This window comes from Bacteroidota bacterium, from assembly GCA_034723125.1.
GTDB lineage: Bacteria > Bacteroidota > Bacteroidia > CAILMK01 > JAAYUY01 > JAYEOP01.
This window is the reverse complement of sequence record JAYEOP010000109.1, coordinates 1-4,494: the sequence shown is the minus strand read 5'-3', so window position 1 is coordinate 4,494 and position 4,494 is coordinate 1. Positions and strand designations below refer to the sequence as shown.

The following is a 4,494-nucleotide window of genomic DNA, read 5'->3' as shown; positions in this document are numbered from 1 at the left end:
TATTGACCCAAGGATAAAAACAGAATGTATTGCATGCCCTCCCGACAAACATCCAAAAGAATGGTTTTGTGCATGGAAATTTATTCTTGAAAAATAAAAGCAAAAATTTATTAGTCAGACTATTTAGTGCCTCTAAGAAAACTCTGCAAAATTAGATAGTTTTCTTAGAGGCACTATAAAAAAAACCTTCACTTCCAAATCCAGATAAACTGAAAAAGAATAAAGCCACAGACTTTGTCTGTCGAAGACATGCTAAGTATAGAAGTAAGACTACATCTGTCAAAGACAGATTCACAGATTTCAAACTACCTTTGGTAGTTTGTTTTGTAAAAATTTAGTATAGTAAATTTCTTTTAATCTGTGAATCTGTGGCAGTTTTTTTCTTTATATATTTTCCGCCAAAAAAAACACGAATATTAAAAATAAGTGCCTATTATATTTTCAAATAAATAGTGTCTCTTAGAAAACTCTACAAAATTAAAAATGTTTCTTTTTGCATTCCACCATAAACAAATCAGCAAATAAACAAATCAACATATTTTATCATTTAAAAAAAAATGTTAAATTTGAAATTCATATATCATCAAATAAATAAACTGTATGGGTGTAAATAGAATTTTAGTAGTCAATCCTCGTTCAAGTTTTACGAAAGTTGCAGTCTTTGACAATCAAAACCTCGTTTTTCTAAACAAAATATTTCATGATAAAAGTGTATTCAAAGATTATGAAAAAGTTGTTGACCAATGTCCATTTCGAAAAGGACTTATATTAAATGAATTAAAAAATGCAGATATAGCTCTTGATTCAATAAATGTTGTTGTTGGCAGAGGAGGTTTACTGAAACCATTAAAATCAGGTGTTTATGAAGTAAATGACAAGATTATTGATGATTTAAAAAATAGTCCTCTTGGTGAAGACTCTGTAAATCTTGGAGGCTTGATAGCCAGATCAATAGCAAAATCGCTAAACATAAAAGCATATATTTCCGACCCTGTTGTTATAGATGAATTACAAGATATAGCAAGAATTAGTGGGCATCCATTGTTTGAAAGAAAATCAATTTTTCATGCTCTTAATCAAAAAGCAATTGCCAAACAATATGCTAAAAATAATTTCAAAAATTATGAAGATTTAAATCTTATTGTTGCTCACATTGGACTTGGAATAACTATTGGTGCACACCATAAAGGAAAAGTTATTGATGTAAATCAAGGATATAACGGAGAAGGACCATTTTCGCCCAAAAGAAGTGGAACATTACCTATTGGAGAGATTATTGAACTCTGCTATACAGGTGAATACACAGAAAAAGAAATGCTTAAAATGATTGCAGGTAAAGGAGGACTTAATGCATATTTTGGCACTTCAGATACATCCGAAATTGAAGATAGAGCCTTAAATAAAAATGATAAAAAAGCAATGCTTATTTATAAAGCAATGGCATATCAAGTTTCAAAATCAATTGGAGCAATGGCTGCTGTTTTAAAATTTGATATTGATGCTATTTTGATTACAGGAGGAATAGCCAACAGCAAATGGTTTATGAAACAAATCAGAGATAGAATTGAAAAAATTGCAGATATAAACATTTTTCCTGGAGGTGATGAAATGGAAGCACTTGCATTAAATGTTCTTGATGTAATTGAAGAAAAAGATGAACTTTGTGAGTATTAATTACTCAAGTTTCGCATAATAATTCTGTGTGCTAACATATTTATTATCTGACTGTTATATTATGTGTTTTTTCTTAGTGCAACTTTGTGTCTTGGTGTCTTTGTGGCAAGATATTGATAATTAGCCACGAAGGCTCTAAGACACGAAGAATCACAAAGTATGAAACAATTCATTATGGAATTATTATACTAATGATTTTCTTTATGTTATCACATCTCGACATTTAATAAGTTTCCGAATGTCAATTCTTTATATTCAAATGCGAAACTTGAGTTATCTTAAATAAAATAACAAAAACATCGTAGCTTATTTAAAAGAATTGTATTATTGTAGCTGAATTTTATAATTAAAAAAAACAAATTAAATAATTTATAATGAAAAGATTAAAAATTTTATTGTTTAGCATTAGCACTTTAATGCTATTATCAGTAACAACTTATGGACAAATCAAACCAGTTATTAGAGATATAACCAATAACCATCATTTTGTGATGGTTGTAAAATCTAACACTAAATTTGAAAAGCCTGAAAGAGTTGTAATGAATGATTTTAAAGCTTCTGATAAAGCTTTTGACCCAACTAAACTTAGTACTTATCCTATATGGAGGTTTTATAGTGTTCTTGTTGCAAATAAAGACGGTAGTACGACAAATCATGTAAAAATCTATAATATCGATACAAAAATGTATTACCATAGAAGTGGTATTATGAAAAAAAAGGAAGAACATGATAAGGTATGGGAAAAAGACGCAAATAATAAATATAAAAGCACTTTTGAAGAAAGACAAAATTATTATTTCCTTCCTGAAAAAAAAGAAGGAGTTTTTATTTGCTTTCGCATTCCTAATCAACAAAAAAAATCATTGGTTGTAACTCCATCAACATGGAATACAAGAGAAGTTAAATTAGTTTTAGTTAAATTGTAAATTTTAAATATCATGAAAAAACAAATAATATTCATACTTTTTATTAGTATATTTCTTAGTAGCACATCAGTTTTCTCACAAAAAATCAAAACATATCAGCTTGTTCTTCCTACTGTTTATTTTGAAAATGGAGGTAGTTTATATGTTAGTGATTTATCAAACTTAGGAGAAGATAATTCTGATTTTTCAACATATTTTTCTTCTAATATAAAAAAAGTTTTATCGAATGATAAAAAAGGTTATCAAACAGGAGTGAAAAAATATAATAATTGGTACACAACTAAATTTTACGATTTGGCAGATAACAAAGATGCTGATTATTTAATTGAAGGTAAATATAAAATTGTAACAAATAAAAGTAAAGCACAAACAGAAATGTCAGCAACTGAAACTTCTGATGCAAGTAATAAAATTCCGTATGTGTATTACAAATATACTGCTTCAAGCAATGCTTCAATTAATGGTGTAATTCATATAAAAGAAACAAAAACAGGAAAAATAATAAAAGAGATTCCTATTAATGAGACAAAATCGGATACTAAATCAAATTATCTTAAAAGCCCAAGTATTAAATCTCCAGACAGATTACTACCTTCAATGAAATCTAAGATTGTCAATAATTTTAGTTCTCTGATTGCTCCACAATATAAAGTAATTACATATAAATTTCCAAAACTAAAAACTAAAGACAAAGGATATAAAAAAGAATTAAAGACTATTAATAAGTCTATTAAAGTTTTTGCTGACAAAGGAGAGATTACTGAAATGGCAAAATTATATTTTAAAATACAACAAAAGGAAGACAGTCAGAAAGTTCAAGAATGTTTAGGAAAATGTTTTGAAATAATAGGGAATTATACAAAAGCACAAGAGTATTATACTGCTTCCGGCTCAAAGAAAGATTTGAATAGAATTCTTGATTTTATTAAAGTAAGAAACATTTTGACAAAAATGGGAATAACAGTTAATGAAATCAATATTGAACCTTAGAACTTATCAATAAATAAACTAATCATCTTTACCCGTTTTTTTGCAATTAACCTCGTAGCAGGTTAAGTTTGTTACACCTATAAATGGTTCAATTGCATCGAACAAAAAGTATTACAATTTCACAAGAATAAGAACCTAATCGCAAAATTAACGGTATATTTGCGATTACAATCGCAATTTACCTTTATTTTTACCCATTCTTTGGGATTTACAAACGCTTCAATCCATGGAGTAATTTTAAAGTATTATTTATTTTTCTTATAATAAGTGTTTACCACCGAACCACCAACTTTACCTGAAAACTCAAAAAAATTACATCATTAATTATTTAGGGGGGGCTATAAATACATTCGCCTGCCTATGTCGGCAGACAGGCATTAAGATTTCCAGAGTTTTTTATAGACAATGAAAAAAATTGAAAATAATGTATCAACTACAAAAATATAAACAGATGGAAATAATATCGAATACAGAACAAGGAATAACGAATACTGAAATAACAAAAAAATAAATATCCGGTATTATTGCAATTAATTAAAACTTCATTATTCAAAATTCCTTGTTTCGCAACCGCTAAAGCTACAGCGAACGTGGTCAATATTCATTAATAAAGGGAGGTTCTATAAATACATTCGCATTAAGATTTTTCTCAATAGCTTGTGCCTCCGCTAAAGCTTTCAGCGACAAGCGGACGGCTATTCAGAAAAATTTGTGCCTTGCATCTTATTCATTATCTTTGTTTCTTAAAAGAAATGTATTTAGTGGCTATAAGAAAAACGTATGTTTTTGACTGTTAGAATATTATGTGTATTCTGTCGCTTGAATCTAATGTCATAAAGTAGTCATTTGATTGTCATTAAATTGTCATTAAGTTACAAAACCCAATGACAGCTTGGCTAAATGA

At 28.3% G+C, this 4,494-nt stretch carries 4 protein-coding genes; all 4 read left to right on the top strand.

Annotation, left to right across the window (positions count from 1 at the left end; translation table 11 throughout):
* On the top strand, positions 1–97 hold a 97-nt coding region (locus U9R42_03300; GenBank protein ID MEA3495043.1), incomplete at its 5' end, for a DUF6125 family protein.
* A gap of 503 nt (positions 98–600) precedes the next feature.
* On the top strand, positions 601–1,674 hold the full coding sequence (buk, locus tag U9R42_03295; protein MEA3495042.1) for a butyrate kinase: 1,074 nt from the start codon (positions 601–603) through the stop codon (positions 1,672–1,674).
* Between the two features lie 374 nt (positions 1,675–2,048).
* Entirely contained in the window at positions 2,049–2,600 is a 552-nt protein-coding gene (locus U9R42_03290; protein ID MEA3495041.1) for a hypothetical protein, read from the top strand.
* 12 nt (positions 2,601–2,612) lie between these two features.
* Positions 2,613–3,590 (top strand): hypothetical protein, encoded by a 978-nt coding sequence (locus tag U9R42_03285; GenBank protein ID MEA3495040.1) that lies wholly within the window; start codon positions 2,613–2,615, stop codon positions 3,588–3,590.
* Positions 3,591–4,494: the final 904 nt, after the last annotated feature.